Genomic DNA, 14,908 nt, shown 5'->3' on the forward strand with positions numbered 1-14,908 from the left:
TGCCAGCGAAGACGGTGGGTCAGTCAACATTAATGTCAGCCTGATACGCCGCCTTCGCTGCAAGCCAGCTCCTACAGGGTAGTGGTGTCCTGAAAGGTGGTGTATTTGACATTTCAGCCGTAATATTATTAGCGTAATTTTAATCTCGTTGGAGTCCACTGTCTAATGAGATCACCGCCATGACCCTCGTAAAAGCCGCCGCCGTACAAATCAGTCCCGTTCTTTACAGCCGTGAAGGCACTGTCGACAAAGTGGTGCAGAAGATTCTCGAACTCGGTGACCAGGGCGTACAGTTCGCCGTGTTCCCGGAAACCATCGTGCCTTATTACCCGTACTTCTCGTTCGTGCAGTCACCGTTCCAGATGGGCGCCGAGCACCTCAAACTGTTGGATCAGGCCGTCACAGTCCCTTCGGCCGCCACCGAAGCCATCAGTGCCGCCGCCAGACAGGCCGGCATGGTGGTCTCCATCGGGGTCAACGAACGAGATGGCGGCACCCTGTACAACGCGCAGTTGCTGTTCGATGCCGACGGCACGCTGATCCAGCATCGGCGCAAGATTTCTCCGACTTATCACGAACGCATGATCTGGGGCATGGGCGACGGCTCGGGCTTGCGCGCCACCGACAGCGCGGTGGGCCGCATCGGCCAACTGGCGTGCTGGGAACATTACAATCCGCTGGCCCGTTATGCCTTGATGGCCGATGGCGAACAGATCCATGCGGCGATGTATCCGGGGTCGTTTGCAGGGGAGCTGTTCACTTCGCAAATGGAAGTCAGCATTCGTCAGCATGCGCTGGAATCGGCCTGTTTCGTGGTCAATTCCACGGCCTGGCTGAACCCTGAGCAACAGGCGCAGATCATGGCCGACACGGGTTGCCCCATCGGTCCGATTTCCGGTGGTTGCTTCAGCGCCATCATCAGCCCGGATGGGGTGGTGTTGGGGTCGCTGACCGAAGGTGAGGGCGAGGTGATTGTCGATCTCGATATGGGGCTGATCGATAAGCGCAAACGGATGATGGATTCGCGTGGGCATTATAGCCGGCCGGAACTGTTGGGCCTGCTGATCGACCGCACGCCGACGGCGCATGTGCATGAACGCAGTGCACATCCGAAACTGGCCGCAGTGCACCAACCGGAAGAGGTGTAATCAGCGCTGCCAGTTGAAGGCGGCCTGATTCCGCGGATGTACCCGGCCCCCTGTAGGAGCTGGCTTGCCAGCGAAGAGGCCGTGTCAGTCGACATAAATGCCGTCTGTCACGCCGCCATCGCGAGCAAGCTCGCTCCCACAGGAATCGCGGTGTACACGAATATCGCAAGCAAGCCCGACCGGACTTACAATTCCTGACCCAAAAAGATCAACGTATTGCCATGGGCCTCAGCCGCCGCGCGCTGGTTGTAGCTGTCACGATGCGAGCAGTTGAAGCCATGTTCCGCCTCCGGGTACACGACGATTTCCACGTTGTCGTTGTTCTCGAAACGCTCGGCGATTTTCTCCACGGCGTCCAGCGGAATGTGGCTGTCCTCTTCACCGAAATGCATCAGCAGCGGCACGTCGATCTCATCGGCGCGCTCCAGTTGGTTCTGGATCCCGCCGCCGTAATAGGCAACGGCCACGTCCACCAGCCCATTCGCGGCGGTGTGGTAGGACAGCAGGCCGCCAAAGCAATAGCCGATAGAGGCGATCCCGCCGTCCAGGCCCGGCTGGGCTTTCAATGCGTCAATGGCCAGTTCGATGTCTTTCTGGGCCTTGCCGACGTCGGTGGCGTTCATCAACTCGACGGCACGTTTCCAGCCGGCTTCGTCGTAGCTCAGTTCGATGCGCTGGCCGCTGCGCCAGAACAGGTCCGGTGCAATGACCAGGTAGCCGTCGGCAGCGTATTGCTCGGCGACCGAGCGAATGTGCTCATTCACGCCGAAGATCTCCTGGATCAGCACGATCCCCGGACCCTTGCCGGTATGCGGGATGGCCAGGTAAGCGCCGAATTTACCCTCGGCGCTGTCGATCTCGATCCATTGGGTGGTCACGCTCATGATGGCTCCTGTCTACACAAGTGAAGTGGGAAGTGAAGCTTGCCACGGTAACATTTCAACGAGAGTTGTGACGCCAGAAGAATCGCGCCAGCAGCGCATCGACGCTGAGCTTGCCGGCGCCAGAGAGTAACAGCGGCATAAAGGCCGCCAGGTAGATCAGCGGCAGCTTGAAGTTGCCGTGCCCCTTGTCGCTGATGGCGTAACCCTGGGCAAGCTCACTGAATGTAGACCAATCGGCCGGCCAGTGAACGGCGGCGGTCGCGACGAGGGTGACCACGATCAGAATGAAGGCGGAAACCCGCGTCCCCAGGCCGATCAACAGGGCGAGTGCGCAAATCAGTTCGGCCCACATCGACAGTTCCCAGTTCAACGTGGCCGACACGTGGTTGAACGGAAATGGAAAACGATCCTGGATATCGGCGAACCAGTTCTGGCCATTGAATTTTTCCAGGCCTGATTCGAAGAACTCCCAGGCGAGGAACACCCGCAGGGTCAGAGGCGCGATCCAGCTACCGGTACGGTCGAGGTTCAGGTGCAGGCCTTTGACGGCCGTAGAGAGTGAGGTGCTCATGGACGAGATCTCCGTTCAGTCAGGAATATGGGCAACGGCCGGCTTAGCCGATCGAGAGGCACATTTCATCAAGCCGGTGTATCTGCGATGTGTCTTTGCTGGCGGGTAATAGCGGCGGGGTGTGTCGGGAGGGGGGCTGTACACACTGTGATACTTGGCTGATTGACGACCCCGGTCGGCTACATAGGGCGCCCAGGGGTGGCGCTGATGACGCTTCACTGATTTTGCTATACATTTTCCAACCGCCCATTACATGGTGTAACCGATTCATGTCTCTTGCGCTCGAACGTCTGGTTGCTGGCACCCCGATCCCTTTCGCCGGTAACCGTGTCACGGTGGTCAGCCCCGAACTGGCAGCGCGCTTCCAGCCCGGTGACCACTTGCTGGTGGAGCAGCTCAGCGGTGAATTGTTGCTGATTCCCGTGGCGGACCAGCAAGCGGCGACTGTCGCGATCGAACGGGCGCAAGCGGCATTCAAGGCGATGTCCGCGGTATCGGATCAGGCGATCGACGCGTTCTTCGATCTGTTTGCCCAACGCCTGGAAACCCCGGATTGCTGGGCCTTGATCGAAGCCGCGAACCTGGCGGACATCGAACGGGCCAAGGCGCGCGGACGTTCCACCACGCGCCTGCTGGCCGATGAGCTCATGCGCCGCGACATGATCGCCGGACTCAGGGCCTGGCGCGATGCGCCGGCCACCCGGGGCAAGGTGATCAGTTGCACCGAGCATGACGGCTGGAAAGTCGAGCAAGTGGTGTCGCCCCTGGGCATCGTCGCCTTTGTCTTCGAGGGCCGTCCGAACGTGTTCGCCGACGCGGCGGGCGTGCTGCGCACGGGCAACACCGCGGTACTGCGCATTGGTAGCGATGCGTTGGGCACCGCGCAAGCGATCGTCGCCCACGCGCTGAATCCGGCACTGGCCGACGCCGGGTTGCCGACTGGCGCCGTGTCGCTGGTGGAAAGCGTCAATCACGCCGCCGGTTGGGCGATGTTCGCCGATCGACGCCTGTCGCTCGCCGTGGCCCGTGGTTCGGGCCGGGCTGTCAGCCAGTTGGGCAGCATTGCGCAACAGGCCGGCACCGCCGTCAGCCTGCATGGCACCGGCGGCGCCTGGCTGATCGCGAACCAGGACGCCAATGCTGAACGCTTCGCCGCCGTGGTGCGCAATTCCCTGGACCGCAAAGTCTGCAACACCTTGAATGTGTGCCTGATCCACCGCGACCGCGCCGTTGAGCTGGTGCCGCTGTTTCTCGAGGCGCTGCGACAGGCCGGCGTTGCGCGGGGCCAGGGCTGCAAGCTGCACATAGTCGAAGGTAGCGAGGCGTACTTGCCGAGCGAGTGGCTGACCGCGAGTGTCGAAGTGTATCGCGCCGAAGGTTATCAATCCGAACCTTTGGCCGAACCGCTGCCCGAAGATCAGTTGGGCCGCGAGTGGGAATGGGAAGAAACCCCGGAAGTCAGCCTGAAGATCGTCGAGGACCTGGACCAGTCCATCGCCTTGTTCAATCGCTACAGCCCGCAGTTCACCGTGTCGTTGATCAGTGACGATGCCCAGGCTCAGGAGCGCTTCTACAACGCGGTCAACGCACCCTTTGTCGGCAACGGCATTACCCGCTGGGTCGACGGGCAATACGCGCTGAACAAGCCGGAACTGGGCCTTTCGAACTGGGAGAGCGGTCGTCTGTTCGCGCGCAGCGCCATTCTTTCCGGTGACGGGGTATTCACCATTCGCAGCCGCATGACGCAGACCGATCTGTCGGTCAAACGCTGAATCGGCAACGGCGGGCCGCACTATAATGAAGGTATGTTCGTGTGGCGGAGGGTTGCACCATGAAACGTCATTCCTTTGAGCATTACTCTCATAACCTGGAAATGGTCGCGCATGACGCGTGGATTACCACCCGGGTGAAATCGGCGCTGGCAATGGCCAAACCGGGCCTGGGCCTGCATATCCATGTCAAGACCCTGGCGGGCAGGGTGCTGTTGAGCGGACTCGTCGACACCCATAGAGAGTGTGAGCAGGCTGTTGCGCTGGCCCGCTCGGTCAATGGTGTCGTCGACATCGATGCCAGTGGCTTGCAGACTCATGTGTTCCGGCCGGGAAGTGTTCCAGGTGCGCCCGACGCCGAAGAGGGCACCGAGTATCGGCCACCCTCATCACGGAAGATGGACGACGAATGATCTGCGCGATGGCCTGAGTGCAGCGCTCCCCTGAGCCGGGGCGCTGCAGTGTTCGTTGCGCGGACCGCACGGGTTCAAGCCACTTCAGCCGCTTTGCCATAAACCGCACAGAGGGTCTGGTGCTCGGCCAGCGGCACGAACGTGCGGCGGCCGCCATCCAGGGCATCGATCGAACCGGTTTCGATGTCGTAGACCCAACCGTGCAAATTCAGCAGGCCTTTTTCCTGGGCCAGCCGTACGCTGGGATGCGTCTGGATATTGGCCAGTTGGGCAATCACATTTTCCCGCACCATTGAACTTACTTTCGCCGCGCCACTGGCGTGAGAGCGGGATTCATTGATGACTTTTGCCGACTCGGCGTGTTGCAACCAACCGTGGACGGCCGGCAGGTGATCCATGCAGGTGCACTGGGCTACGGCGGTCATGGCACCGCAATCGGAGTGACCGCAGATCACAATGTCAGTCACACCGAGCACCGCGACCGCATATTCGACCGTGGCCGATACTCCGCCTGGGTGCGGGCTGTAGGAGGGCACGATGTTGCCGGCGTTGCGGATCACGAACAGTTCACCGGGCTCTTGTTGGGTCAGTAATTCCGGCACGACCCGGCTGTCGGAACAGGTGATGAACAAGGTGCCGGGATGCTGGGTGGTCGCCAGGTGTTTGAACAGGTCGGTCCGTTGCGGAAAGACCTCGTTCTGGAACTTTAAAAAACCTTCGATGAGCGCTTTCATACTGATGTTCTCCTGTGTGGCTCGGGGTCGGCCCGCACATCGGTGCGGGCCGGTATCCACTTAGAAAGGACGCAGCGGCAGGAACTTGCCGTCGAGGGTAATCACCGCGCGGGAGCCGCCTTCCGGATCCTCGACCTTCTTCATGTCGAGCTTGAAGTTGATCGCACTGATGATGCCGTCGCCGAATTGCTCGTGCACCAGGGCTTTCAAGGTGGTGCCGTAGATCTGGATCATTTCGTGGAAGCGGTAGATGGTCGGATCGGTCGGGATGCCCGAGAGGCTGCCACGCAGGGGAATGATCTGCAGGCGGGCCACGGCGTCGGCGGTCAGGTCGAGTTTGTCGCCGATCACGTTGGCGGCGCTTGCAGGCAGCGGGTGCTGGCCGAGCAGGGCGGCGGTGACGTAGGCCAGGCCGAGGCCGGTACCCTCTGCCAGGTCCTGCCACGACAGGTTTTTACGCGCCTTGGCATCCAGGATCGAGGTGGTCAGGGCCAGACTCGGGTCGTTGTAAGCGTGGGACTGTTGCATGGGGATTCTCCTGTCAGCGTTGCGTTGCTTGGGTGTGGAGCAATATTCGGCTGATTGATCCATAGCGTCCAAGACCGATATACAATGCAATCCATAAGTGCTGCCTATAGATAGGAATGCCCATGCTGCTGCGACATCTGCGCTATTTGCTGGCGGTCGCCGACCACGGCGGCTTCACCCGCGCCGCCGAGGCGCTGCACGTCTCCCAACCGACCCTGTCGCAACAGATCCGGCAACTGGAAGAAACCCTGGGCGTGAGCCTGTTCGACCGGACCTCGCGCACAATCAAGCCGACCGATGCGGGCCAGGCCTACATCGAGTGCGCACGTCGGGTATTGGTGGAGCTGGAGGCGGGCAAACGGGCGCTGCACGACGTCAGGGATTTGTCCCGTGGCACCTTGCGACTGGCGATGACGCCGACCTTCATGGCGTACCTGGTGGGGCCGTTGGTGCGCGATTACGTGGCGCGGTATCCGAACATCCATCTGCAGATTTTCGAGTTGTCGATGGACGATATCGAGGCCGGACTGGTGGATGACTCACTGGATATCGCCATCGCGTTTAACCAGGTCAGGCATGCCGACATCGAGGCGATCCCGGCGTTTACCGAGACCCTGGGGGTGATGGTAGGACGCGATCATCCCCTGTACGAAAGCCAGGCGGCGTTGTCTGCCGGGGAGTTGGCGCGATTGGAGTTTGCATTGCTGACCACGGATTTCGTCACCCGCAATCGCATCGATGAGTACTTCGCCCTGGAGCAGATCACACCGAAGGTGGTGATCGAGGTCAACTCGGTGAGCACCTTGCTCGAAGTGATCCGGCACACGGCCATTGCTACCATCCTGCCGGAACCCATTGCCAGCCAGGACCGGGCGTTGCGCAAAATCCCGTTGCTGGGGGAAGCGCCCAGGCGAGGTGCTGCGCTGCTTCGGCGCAAAAACAATTATCACAGTGCGGCGTCGGTGGCCTTTATGGAGCGGGTGTTGGCTGCGGTTGCGGATGAGTCGGCGAGGTCAATCATCCACTGACTGGCACACGCCGTTGGGTGCCTTGCCGGTCGAGGACACGGTCACGGAGTCGTCATCGGCGAGGACGATATAAATCGTGACGCCCGAACCCTTGGCTTCGAAGCGACGATCGTCGATGGCTTTGGTGGTGGCTTCCTTCTCGTTGATCAATACGGGGCCGTCCTGATCGGCGTGGACGACAATTGTCCCGGGGCAGTCCACATCGAATGAGGGAATGCCAGGGATGCTGTTGGCCTGGGCAGCATTGGTCATGACCAGCAACACCAGGAATGTCAGGGTACTTTTCATCGCAAGTCTCCAGGGACCAACAGCGCATAGGGTTAACGATAGCTTTGTTTTGCTGCGCACGAGACAAACAAAAAGGCCCCGCTCGATTTGACGAGCGGGGCCTTCTTCATTGATGGGGTGTCCCCCAGGGAATCAGTAGAACCGGTCAATCACCCGAACTTCGTTGTGGTTCTGCATCGAGGCCCACGCCTGTTTCAGCGTTTGCAGGACATTACCGATGAAGTCCTTGTCGGCCGCGGCTTTCTTGCCGACATAACCCTGGCCACGACGATACATCTTCAGTCGGGCGAGCAGGTTCTGGTTGTTGCGGTCGAACTCGGCTTCATGGGCATGCGGCGACAGGCAGTCGATATGCACTTGGCCCGACTTGCTGATCCACAGGATATGGCTGTCATGGCTGTCTTTTTGCGCCGCGAACATACGAGCCAGTTCATCGATAGTGGGTTGATTGTTCAGATTCATAATTAAGCCCCTTGACCATTTGGTGATCTTTCAAAGTTGATTCGCTAATACAGGTAGCCCATCGGTTAGTTGATCCCTGGCACCGAAACCAGGACGTCAGCGGTCGACCGACAAAAATGACGGGGTCCGCGTCTGTTGCATGTAGTCGTGTTGAATAACTGCTACGCAATTGCGTCACAACGAAGAGAAGCAGCGAAAACCTTCAGGCCACTGCCGACGTTTTCAGGGTCGGCCACAAGCTTCATGAGGATTGATCGCCAGCGCTTCTCGCCCTTGTACTGGACGTTCAGGCCAGGTCAGCTTCTTCAATCTGCCTTGTGGGCAGCGTGTATCCGGGAAAAACAGCTCGGCGGTCAGACGAGCTTGCTCAAACATGTTGCCTGTACTCCCGATCGGGGAGACATCTGCATCATGCAAGGGCAAATCGGAGGCGTCAACGGTTTTGTAGTGAATATTTTTGTTCACTACATATTGTCGGACAAAGTGGTTTTGGAATTAGAAAAATCAGTGCGGCGGGCGTTTGGAGGAGGGGGCGTCGCTGGAATCGCCGGGATCGCAGCCTTCGGCAGCGCCTACGGGACCGGTGCAGGCGTTGCCGAAGGCTGCGATTTTTCAAAGCGGTAAAAGGTACAAGGGTAACCACCCACCGGCCGCTGATGCACCGTGAACTCGCCGCCCGCGAGATCGGGCATCACCTTGGCCCAGAACTGCCGTGCCGGCTGGTTTGCGTCGATGTGGAAAATTTGCCATTGACCGGGGAATTGGTGCAAGAGGGTGGAAACGACAAATTTCGCGACGCCTTGGCCACGAAAACGTCGGCTGACAAAAAGGTAGCCGATGTTGCAGTGGGCGCCGGGTAGATGGACGACATCATCCACGGTCACGAAACCGGCCAACTCGTCGTCGACCTTGATCAGGAATGGCCGGGTCGCGGGATTGCGCCAGTAATCCAGTAGGGGCTGGATGTCGAAGAAGCCATGCCCGCCGAGCATCAGCGGCAACCACTCGCTGAAATCATGCAGGTAGAACTGCATCAGGTTTTCAATCGTTTCCAGTTCGTCGCGTCGGGCGGCGTGCAGTTCTATCGAAAACATGGGACGTGGCTCCTGATCCGCTGATGCAAGCCTGATACTGGGCAAGCATAGATCGAGCTCTTGGGACGGCTTCGCCGTCCAGCGGGAGCAAGCTCCCTCGCCACAGGACTGTGCGTGGCCCTCAAGCCTTGCTCGCCGGTTTCGCCGTGCGTCTGGTGCCTGTCGACGGCTTGCGCTTGGCGGGTTTGCGTTGGTTTTTCCACGGCGTGGCGCCACGTCCGGCCGGGCTTGCCGGCCCGCTGATGGTCAGGTTCAGGCCGGCGCAGCGGGCGACTTGCTTGCTCATCCAGGCGGCCTGTTTGGTGACGAATTCTTCCAGGCTCATTTCACCGCTCTGCACCATGTCCAGCGCCTGTTCCCAGATCGCCGTGGTCCCGGGATCGGCGATGGCGCGCGGCACGGCATCGATCAGGCTGAACGCGGCCGGAGTCGCGGCCAGGGCCTTGCCGTGCTTGATCAGGTAACCGCGGTCGAGCAAACCCTGGATGATCGAGGCCCGGGTCGCTTCGGTACCGATGCCGGTGGTGTCCTTGAGCTTTTGCTTGAGCAGCGGATCTTCCACCAGTTTGGCGACGTTCTTCATCGCCTTGATCAGGTCGCCTTCGGTAAACGGCTTGGGCGGTTGCGTCCAGAGGTCCTTGAGCTTCACCTCGGCCACTGCGCAGATCGCGCCCTTCGCCAAGGCCGGCAGGGTTTGCGGCACCGGCGCTTCGCGGCCCTTGGCCGGGGCAAGGGCCTCGGGCAGGGCGCGTTTCCAACCGGGCTCGACAATCTGCTTGCCCACGGCACGCAGGGCCTCGCCGGCACAGTCGAAGTCGGCCTGGGTGCGGTCGTATTCGTGGTTGGGCAGAAACTGCGCCAGATACCGTGCGCGAATCAGCGTGTAGACCGCCCGCTGCTTGCCCACCAGCCGCTCGAGGTTCTTTGCCGCGGCGGTGGGAATGATGCCGTGGTGAGCGCTGACCTTGGCATCGTTCCAGGCCCGTGAGCGCCGCTGAGGCTGCAGGTGATCGTTCAAGGCGTTCAGCGCCGGGTCGGCCTGCCTCAGCGCTGCCAGGATGCCTGGCGCTTCGCTGTGCTGGCTCAGTGGCAGGTAGCCGCAGTCGCTGCGCGGGTAGGTGATGACCTTGTGGGTTTCGTAGAGCGCCTGGGCGATATCGAGGGTTTCCTGGGCGCCCAGGCCCAGCTTCTTCGAGCAGACCTCCTGCAAGGTACCCAGGTCGAACGGCAGGGGCGCCACTTCGCGCATCCGCTCGGTACGCAGCTTGATCACCCGCGCGCTCGCCGGCGCTGCTCATCGCCGCCGCCGCTTGCTGTGCCAGCGCCTGGTTCAGGCAGCGGTCCTGATCGTCGCACGCGTCGGAGGCCGCCCGCCATTGCGCGGTAAACGCGGTGCCGTCGTGCAGCAGCTGCACGTCGATGGCCCAATAAGCGACCGGGACGAAGTCGGCAATGCTGCGGTCACGATCCACCACCAGGCGCAGGGTCGGCGTCTGCACCCGGCCGACCGGCAATACCCCCTGATAACCGGATTGACGCCCCAACAGCGTGAACAGTCGACTCATGTTCATCCCGATCAACCAGTCGGCCCGTGAGCGACCCAGTGCCGAATGATAAAGACTGAAGGTCTCGGCCCCGGGCTTGAGCGCCGCCAGCGCCTTGCGGATCGACGCATCGTCCAGCGCCGACAGCCAAAGCCGCCGGATCGGCCCGCGATAACGACAATGCTCCACCAGTTCCCGGGCGATCATCTCGCCCTCACGGTCGGCGTCGGTGGCAATCACCAGTTCGGTGGCCTCGCCAAGCAAGCGTTTGACGGCCTTGTACTGACTGGCGGTACGGGGCTTGACGGTCATCTTCCACTTCTCTGGAATGATCGGCAGGTCCGCCAGTACCCAGCGTTTGTAACGGGCGTCGTAGGCGTCCGGCGGCGCGGTTTCCAGCAGATGGCCGATGCACCAGGTCACCGTGACGTTCGTTCCCAGCCAACAGCCGTCGCCGCGACGCCTGGCGCCGAGCACGGCCGCGATGTCTTTGGCCTGGGAAGGTTTTTCACAGAGATACAGCTGCATGGCCACCGTCGTCGATCAGTGTTCGAGAGGTGCACAGAATGGCGGGTGACGAGCGCCAGGGCAATCATTATCTGTATGGATGTACAGCAAAAGGTTGCTCGCGGTGCATGAAACAGATCGCGGCCTGCGGTAGCTCCGGTAGGCGCTGCCGCAGGCTGCGATCTTTTGATCGTGTGGCCAAGGTGCTTGCCCCGTTCGGCTGTGAATCAGCCGCCATGGCGCAACATGAGGTATACCTGTTACATCACGGTGGCAGGTCTTGAGGTGGCGTTCCCACAAGCCCCCTCGCCACAGCAATGCAGCTTCCCATGATCAGGAGAGAGTGATGAAAAGCGCCGGTCCCAGTCCTGTCATCACCATTGCAGAACAGCCAGGCTGCCTCCTGGTGAAGTTTCACGGTATTCAAGTGGCCGCGTCCGCACGAGCGCTGGTGCTGCTGGAGGCCAATTATCCTCCGGTGTACTACGTCCCCCGGGAGGACATCGACGAAAAATATTTCGCCCGCACCGACCACACCAGCTATTGCCCCTACAAGGGCGACGCCAACTATTTCAGTCTGCAGATCCCTGGGCATGAAGGCGCCAATGCGGTGTGGAGCTATGAAAACCCCAAAGTGTCGGTCGAGCAGATTCGCGACTACGTGGCCTTTTATCCCGATCAAGTGACGTTCGAGATTCTGAAAGACGTCGAGTGATGGCCGCGTTCAGGACATGAACGCCCCGTATAGGCGTAATGCCGTTCATTGCAGGAGCGAGCTTGCTCGCGATGGTCGTTAACGATTACGCGTGTTGACTGGTTAAACGCGGTGCTCTTGAGTCCATCGCGAGCAAGCTTGCTCCTACACTCATCGAACAGCATCCACCAGCGTGGACTCATCAATCTGACCAATTGACGTCACCCCGGTCAGGGTCATCGCCACGCGCATCTCCTTGGCAAAGATAGCCAGCATATTCTCCACCCCGCGTTGACCGTCGACAGCCAGCGCATAGGCCATCGAGCGCCCCAGCATGACGCCTTTGGCTCCCAGCGCCAGCATCCGGACGACATCCAGGCCCGAGCGGATCCCGGAGTCGACCAGCACCGTCAGGTCATTGCCGATGGCCTGCATGATCGGCGGCAAGGCCCGGGTCGTGGAAAGCACGCCGTCCAGCTGTCGCCCACCGTGGTTCGACACGACGATGCCATCGGCGCCAAAGCTGACCGCGTCCCTGGCATCCTGGGGGTCGAGAATGCCTTTGATGATCATCGGGCCTTTCCAGAATTCACGAATCCATTCCAGGTCGCTCCAGCTGATCGAAGGGTCGAAGTTGTTGGCCAGCCAACCCATGTAGTCTTCGAGCGTGACCGCCTTGCCCAGGTACTTCGACACATTCCCCAGGTCGTGGGGACGGCCCATGACGCCGACATCGAAGGCCCAGGCGGGGCGGGTCATGGCCTGGAAAATTCGCCGCGAGGCGGCAAAAGGCCCGGACATGCCCGAGTGTGCGTCCCGGTAGCGGGCACCGGGCGTGGGCATATCCACGGTAAACACCAGGTTCTGCACCCCGGCGGCCCTGGCACGCTCCAACGCGTTTCTCATGAAGCCCCGGTCTTTCAACACATACAGCTGAAACCAGAGGGGTTGTTGGCTTTGACTCGAGACTTCCTCGATCGAACACACCGATACCGTCGACAGGCACAGCGGAATGCCTTTGTTTTGCGCGGCTTTTGCGGCCTGCACTTCACCCCGACGGGCGAACATGCCCGTCAGGCCGACCGGCGCCAGAATGATCGGCATTGCCAGCGGTTGGTCGAAGAGGGTGGTTTCAAGGCTCAGGGTTTCGACGTTTTTCAGAATGCGCTGACGCAGGCTGATGTCGGCCAGGTCGGCGCTGTTGGCCCGCAGCGTATGCTCCGCATAAGCGCCGCCATCGATGTAGTCGAATAAAAAACGCGGGAGTTTGCGGCGGGCTGCCTCACGATAGTCGGATGCGGATGAAATGATCATGGTGCCTCGGTCTGGAGAGTGGCGGGGCGATGGATGCGTCGAGCGATCAGATTAACGAAAACGCCCCGGGTTGCGGGGCGTTTTTTTTGCACTGGCTGTCAGTTGGTGTCCAGATCCACGTTCTTGGTCTCGCGCAGGCAGATCAGCCCCACCACCAGGCTCACCCCGGTAATTACCACCGGGTACCACAGCCCGTAAAAGATGTCCCCGGTGTACACCACCAGGGCAAACGACACGGTCGGCAGGAAACCGCCGAACCAGCCGTTGCCGATGTGGTAGGGCAGGGACATCGAGGTGTAGCGGATGCGGGTCGGGAACAGTTCGACCATCAGCGCCGCCAGCGGGCCATAGCACATGGCGGAAATGATGATCAGCACCACCATCAGCGCCACGATCATGGACTTGTTGACCTGTTGCGTATCGGCTTGTGACGGATACCCCGCCAATGTCACCGCGCCACGCAGGGCCGCTTCATCGTAACCGTCGATTTTCACATCACCGACGCTCACCTGTACGCCGCTGCCGGCCGGGGCCGCTGCGCTGGAGTAGGGCAGGCCCTGTTTGACCAGGAACGTCTTGACCTTGTCGCACGGGCTGTCGAATTTCGCCTTGCCCACCGGGTCGAACTGGAAGGTGCAGGTGGCCGGGTCGCCAGCACGGTGATCGGTGCCTGGCGGCTGGCCTGGTCGATGGCCGGGTTGGCGTAGTGGGCGATGGACTTGAAGATCGGGAAGTACAGCGCGGTGGCCAGCAGCAGGCCGATCATCAGTACCGGTTTGCGCCCGACCTTGTCCGACAGCCAGCCGAAAAAGATGAAGAACGGCGCGCCGATGATCACGCTGACGATCAGCAGGCTATTGGCCAGGGCCGGGTCCATTTTCAGGAACTGTGTGAGGAAGAACAGCACGTAGAACTGCGCCGCGTAGAAGGTCACCGCTTGCCCGGCGTTGATGCTGAACAGGGCGATCAGCACGACTTTGAGGTTTTCCCATTTGCCGAAGGAGTCGCGCAGCGGCGACTTGCAGAGTTTGCCTTCCTCTTTCATTTTCACGAAGGCCGGCGACTCGTGCAGGCTCATGCGAATCCAGGTCGAGATGCCCAGCAGGATGATCGAAAACAGAAACGGAATGCGCCAGCCCCAGACTTCGAACTGATCCCCGGTGAAGTAGCGGCAGGCCAGGACCACCAGCAGTGACAGCAGCAAGCCGAGGGTTGCAGTGGACTGAATCCAGCTGGTGTGGAACCCGCGTTTGCCCATCGGCGCGTGTTCCGCGACGTAAGTGGCGGCGCCGCCGTACTCACCGCCCAGGGCCAGGCCCTGAAGCATGCGCAGCACCACCAGAATGATCGGCGCCGCGATGCCGATGCTGGCGTAGGTCGGCAGCAGCCCGACGCAGAAGGTCGCCACGCCCATGAGAATGATGGTGGCAAGAAACGTGTATTTGCGCCCGATCATGTCCCCGAGCCGGCCGAACACCAGCGCGCCGAACGGGCGCACGATGAAGCCGGCGGCGAACGCCATGAGCGCAAAGATGAACGCGGTGGTGTCGTTGACTCCGGCGAAAAACTGTTTGCTGATGACCGCCGCGAGGGCGCCGTAGAGGAAGAAGTCGTACCACTCGAATACCGTTCCGAGCGAAGAAGCGAAGATGACTTTCTGGGTCTCGCGGCTGGTCCCCGCACTGCGTACGGCTTCCAGTGGCTGAACATGTTCTGACATATCGTATCCCTCACAGTGATTGTTTTTGTTGTTCCACTGTCGGCACCGGCCTTGTGGGCCTGGTGCCGCTACTGTCGATGTATCGGATGTAATCGTCCTGCAGGTGTTCAGGTTGTTTGTGCCTTCCACACAACCCCTGTAGGAGCTGGCTTGCCAGCGAAAGCGGTGTGTCAGCCGATATATGTATCGGCCGATAGACCGCTTTCGCTG

The 14,908-nt window shown here is 60.7% G+C and carries 15 protein-coding genes and 2 pseudogenes; 6 read left to right on the forward strand and 11 right to left on the reverse strand.

Annotated features, from left to right (window positions below; genetic code table 11):
* Nucleotides 1-179 precede the first annotated feature (179 nt).
* Nucleotides 180-1,148: a nitrilase-related carbon-nitrogen hydrolase gene (locus tag BZ163_RS02080; protein WP_128869593.1), complete on the forward strand. Its 969-nt coding sequence runs from the start codon at nucleotides 180-182 to the stop codon at nucleotides 1,146-1,148.
* 185 nt (nucleotides 1,149-1,333) lie between these two features.
* Here the strand turns inward: BZ163_RS02080 and BZ163_RS02085 are convergent, their stop codons facing one another.
* Nucleotides 1,334-2,032, reverse strand: coding sequence for a dienelactone hydrolase family protein (locus BZ163_RS02085; RefSeq protein ID WP_128869594.1), 699 nt, complete (start codon nucleotides 2,030-2,032; stop codon nucleotides 1,334-1,336).
* Nucleotides 2,033-2,087: 55 nt separating this feature from the next.
* On the reverse strand, nucleotides 2,088-2,603 hold the full coding sequence (locus BZ163_RS02090; RefSeq protein WP_128869595.1) for a DoxX family protein: 516 nt from the start codon (nucleotides 2,601-2,603) through the stop codon (nucleotides 2,088-2,090).
* A 269-nt stretch (nucleotides 2,604-2,872) separates the two neighbouring features.
* Between BZ163_RS02090 and BZ163_RS02095 the strand changes: the two genes are divergently transcribed.
* Complete coding sequence (locus BZ163_RS02095; RefSeq protein WP_128869596.1) at nucleotides 2,873-4,375, forward strand: aldehyde dehydrogenase family protein; 1,503 nt, start codon at nucleotides 2,873-2,875, stop codon at nucleotides 4,373-4,375.
* Nucleotides 4,376-4,434: 59 nt separating this feature from the next.
* Nucleotides 4,435-4,785 (forward strand): BON domain-containing protein, encoded by a 351-nt coding sequence (locus BZ163_RS02100; protein ID WP_128869597.1) that lies wholly within the window; start codon nucleotides 4,435-4,437, stop codon nucleotides 4,783-4,785.
* Between the two features lie 74 nt (nucleotides 4,786-4,859).
* Here the strand turns inward: BZ163_RS02100 and BZ163_RS02105 are convergent, their stop codons facing one another.
* Together BZ163_RS02105 and cynS are read right to left on the reverse strand one after the other, a co-directional pair.
* On the reverse strand, nucleotides 4,860-5,519 hold the full coding sequence (locus tag BZ163_RS02105) for a carbonic anhydrase (RefSeq protein WP_128869598.1): 660 nt from the start codon (nucleotides 5,517-5,519) through the stop codon (nucleotides 4,860-4,862).
* Between the two features lie 60 nt (nucleotides 5,520-5,579).
* Entirely contained in the window at nucleotides 5,580-6,047 is a 468-nt protein-coding gene (gene cynS / locus BZ163_RS02110) for a cyanase (RefSeq protein ID WP_128869599.1), read from the reverse strand.
* 122 nt (nucleotides 6,048-6,169) lie between these two features.
* Between cynS and cynR the strand changes: the two genes are divergently transcribed.
* Entirely contained in the window at nucleotides 6,170-7,075 is a 906-nt protein-coding gene (gene cynR, locus BZ163_RS02115) for a transcriptional regulator CynR (protein WP_128869600.1), read from the forward strand.
* Here the strand turns inward: cynR and BZ163_RS02120 are convergent.
* Both BZ163_RS02120 and BZ163_RS02125 read right to left on the reverse strand, forming a co-directional pair.
* A complete protein-coding gene (locus BZ163_RS02120; RefSeq protein ID WP_128869601.1) occupies nucleotides 7,061-7,363 on the reverse strand; it encodes a hypothetical protein in 303 nt (100 codons plus the stop codon). The two genes, cynR and BZ163_RS02120, sit on opposite strands and share 15 nt — an antisense overlap.
* Before the next feature lie 132 nt (nucleotides 7,364-7,495).
* The gene (locus BZ163_RS02125; RefSeq protein WP_128869602.1) at nucleotides 7,496-7,825 is read right to left on the reverse strand and encodes a hypothetical protein; all 330 of its coding nucleotides are present in this window, start codon (nucleotides 7,823-7,825) and stop codon (nucleotides 7,496-7,498) included.
* 150 nt (nucleotides 7,826-7,975) lie between these two features.
* On the opposite strand from BZ163_RS02125, the gene BZ163_RS02130 reads away from it, so the two are divergent.
* Entirely contained in the window at nucleotides 7,976-8,449 is a 474-nt protein-coding gene (locus tag BZ163_RS02130; RefSeq protein WP_128869603.1) for a hypothetical protein, read from the forward strand.
* Here the strand turns inward: BZ163_RS02130 and BZ163_RS02135 are convergent.
* Nucleotides 8,398-8,919 (reverse strand): GNAT family N-acetyltransferase, encoded by a 522-nt coding sequence (locus BZ163_RS02135; RefSeq protein WP_128869604.1) that lies wholly within the window; start codon nucleotides 8,917-8,919, stop codon nucleotides 8,398-8,400. The two genes, BZ163_RS02130 and BZ163_RS02135, sit on opposite strands and share 52 nt — an antisense overlap.
* 121 nt (nucleotides 8,920-9,040) lie before the next feature.
* Nucleotides 9,041-10,991 (reverse strand): annotated as a pseudogene (locus tag BZ163_RS02140) (DNA topoisomerase III).
* Nucleotides 10,992-11,316: 325 nt separating this feature from the next.
* Between BZ163_RS02140 and BZ163_RS02145 the strand changes: the two are divergent.
* A complete protein-coding gene (locus tag BZ163_RS02145; protein ID WP_128869605.1) occupies nucleotides 11,317-11,685 on the forward strand; it encodes a DUF427 domain-containing protein in 369 nt (122 codons plus the stop codon).
* Nucleotides 11,686-11,835: 150 nt separating this feature from the next.
* On the opposite strand, the gene lldD is transcribed toward BZ163_RS02145, so the two are convergent.
* The 3 genes and pseudogenes from lldD to BZ163_RS35095 form a co-directional block, all read right to left on the reverse strand.
* Nucleotides 11,836-12,978 carry an FMN-dependent L-lactate dehydrogenase LldD gene (gene lldD / locus BZ163_RS02150; RefSeq protein WP_128869606.1) on the reverse strand — a complete coding sequence of 381 codons (1,143 nt, stop codon included), beginning with the start codon at nucleotides 12,976-12,978 and terminating at the stop codon, nucleotides 11,836-11,838.
* A 98-nt stretch (nucleotides 12,979-13,076) separates the two neighbouring features.
* Nucleotides 13,077-14,698, reverse strand: a pseudogene (locus BZ163_RS02155) (MFS transporter).
* A 10-nt stretch (nucleotides 14,699-14,708) separates the two neighbouring features.
* Nucleotides 14,709-14,908, reverse strand: a 200-nt coding sequence (locus BZ163_RS35095; RefSeq protein WP_218190490.1) for a hypothetical protein, incomplete at its 5' end; no start/stop codon positions are given.

The organism is Pseudomonas sp. VI4.1, from assembly GCF_002029345.1.
Lineage (GTDB): Bacteria > Pseudomonadota > Gammaproteobacteria > Pseudomonadales > Pseudomonadaceae > Aquipseudomonas.